1 pseudogene is annotated in these 236 nt (G+C 58.9%); it reads right to left on the bottom strand.

The window, feature by feature from the left end:
• Positions 1-96 precede the first annotated feature (96 nt).
• Positions 97-236, bottom strand: a pseudogene (locus tag SB822_RS60980) (LacI family transcriptional regulator); the annotation flags it as partial.

Genomic DNA, 236 nt, shown 5'->3' on the forward strand with positions numbered 1-236 from the left:
GTGATGTTGTCGAGCTTGAGTATCGTGTCCATCGGGTGCTCCATCACTGCCCGCCGCCGCGCATCAGGAATCGAAGCGCGGCAGCGGGCATTCGGCTTACCAGCTAAAACCCTTGGCATTGCTCTTGTCGATCATCTTCACGTCGACGGGAATCGCTTTCGGCACATTGGCGCCCCACTTCTTCGCGTACGCGATGCCCAGTGCGATACGCACCTGGTCAGCAGGAAATTGCGCAG

This window comes from Paraburkholderia sp. SIMBA_054, from assembly GCF_046534875.1.
GTDB lineage: Bacteria > Pseudomonadota > Gammaproteobacteria > Burkholderiales > Burkholderiaceae > Paraburkholderia > Paraburkholderia hospita.